This window comes from Pseudobacteroides sp. (assembly GCF_036567765.1).
Taxonomy (GTDB): domain Bacteria; phylum Bacillota; class Clostridia; order Acetivibrionales; family DSM-2933; genus Pseudobacteroides.
Map to the genome: position 1 here is coordinate 1 of NZ_DATCTU010000015.1, position 2,081 is coordinate 2,081.

Annotated in this window: 2 protein-coding genes; one reads left to right on the top strand and one right to left on the bottom strand. The window is 37.9% G+C overall.

Annotated features, from left to right (window positions below):
* Positions 1–484 (bottom strand): FAD-binding oxidoreductase (locus tag VIO64_RS03360; RefSeq protein WP_331915145.1); only part of this gene is annotated, 484 nt, incomplete at its 3' end.
* 403 nt (positions 485–887) lie between these two features.
* On the opposite strand from VIO64_RS03360, the gene VIO64_RS03365 reads away from it, so the two are divergent.
* Positions 888–2,051, top strand: coding sequence for an IS4 family transposase (locus VIO64_RS03365; RefSeq protein ID WP_331915147.1), 1,164 nt, complete (start codon positions 888–890; stop codon positions 2,049–2,051).
* The last annotated feature ends 30 nt before the right edge of the window (positions 2,052–2,081 follow it).

A 2,081-nucleotide genomic window follows, 5' to 3' on the forward strand; every position in this document is an offset into this window, starting at 1 on the left:
CATCCGAAAGAAAACCTTTCATCTCCAACAGATGGTCGCGCGTAGAGCCATAAAGCAACGAATGTGCGCCGCAGGCATTATTGCCCATCATGCCGCCAATGGTACACCTGTTGGAAGTTGATGTCTCAGGGCCAAAGAAAAGCCCATGGGCTTGCATAGCCAGATTAAGCTCATCAAGCACTACTCCCGGTTGTACCCATGCCCATTTTTCCTGCACATTGACCTCTGTGATATTGTTCAAGTGCCTTGAAATGTCAACAACAACACCATTAGCCTCGGCAACCACCTGTCCGGCAAGAGATGTACCAGCACCACGGGGCACAAGGGTCAATTTATTGGCAGTGGCATATTGAATGAGCTTAGAGATATCCTCATTACAAGCCGGGAAAGCCACCATAACCGGGTATTGCCTGTATGCTGAAGCATCGGTGGCATATATTTTTTTAAAAGTACCGTCAAGTTGCAGTTCGCCTTTGAAGTTCAATTTTAAACCATTGAAATTCATAATTTTATACAATTTAGTTTGAAAAATTGTTTAAATATTTTATGTGGCTAATTTAGCCTGTTGAAAAGCATGGAAGAAGGAATGAAAAGAGATTTTATGAGCTATTTATTAACCTGATATTTCATTAGCTAAACGCTTTGCTTATTCAAAAAAGCAAAGCGTTTTTTGAATAAAAACGACCTTTATCTTGTTATCTTTTCCTTCAGATTATGAAAAATATCGGGATTATCTAAATCCTTCCAATTACATTAAATTCTGCTACATTACTGTCCCATTAAAATCTAAAAGAGTTCTTTGAAAAGTTTGAAATTTAGTTAGTTATAGCAGTTTTTCGATTAAACGGATTTCAATTTGCATTTTGCAATCTTAAAGATATTTGCAAATGCATAAGGATAAATACGTTTTCGCTCAATTAGTATCCTTTCTTGAAAGGAACAAGTTTAACTACATCGTTCGCAAGTACAATGGAGACAAATACGTGAAACATTTCACCTGTTGGAATCAACTGCTTTCTCTGATGTTCGGGCAATTGTCAAATCGTGAAAGTCTTAGAGATTTGATTGTCGCACTTGATGCTCACCACTCCAAATCTTATCATTTGGGCTTGGGCAAGAATATTTCAAAATCATCTCTGGCCAGAGCCAATCAAGACAGGGACTATCACATCTTTGAAGAGTATGCTTACTACCTGGTAAACGAAGCCAGGCAGAAACGGGTTGCTGACATCTTCAAGCTTGAAGGCAATGTCTATGCTTTTGATTCAACGACGATTGACTTGTGCCTTTCCGTATTCTGGTGGGCGAAGTTTCGTAAGAATAAAGGAGGAATCAAAGTACATACATTATATGATGTGGAGACTCAGATACCAACATTTTTCCATATCACTGAAGCTTCTGTTCACGACTCTACCGCAATGAAAGAGATCCCTTATGAATCAGGCTCATATTACATATTTGACCGTGCATATAATCACTTCAAGATGTTGTATAAGATTCATCAAATAGGGGCTTTCTTTGTTCTAAGGGCAAAGAAGAATCTTCAATACTACATAATCAAATGGAAACGAAGATTGCCAAAGAACGTACTTTCAGATGTAATAATTGAATTGACAGGATTTTATCCTAAGCAATATTATCCAGCTCATCTTAGATTGGTTAGATATTGGGATGAGGAACAAAAGCGTGAGCTTGTATTCTTAACCAATGCCATGCACATTTCTGCACTTCAAGTTGCTGAACTTTACAAGAACCGCTGGCAAGTCGAGCTTTTCTTCAAATGGCTAAAGCAACATCTAAAAATCAAGAAATTCTGGGGAACTACTGAAAATGCTGTTCGGATTCAGATCTACGCTGCGATGTGCACTTACTGCTTGGTGGCAATCGTCCAAAAAGACATGCAACTTGACAGAAGTACATATGAGGTTTTGCAAATCCTGAGTATTTCTTTAACAGATAAAACTCATCTTCGAGACCTATTTGATAGAACTAAATTTCAAAATGACAAAGAACGTTTTAGGCTTAATGAGCCAAATTTGTTTAATTTTTAATAACGTCCCGATTTTAATGGGACACTAGTG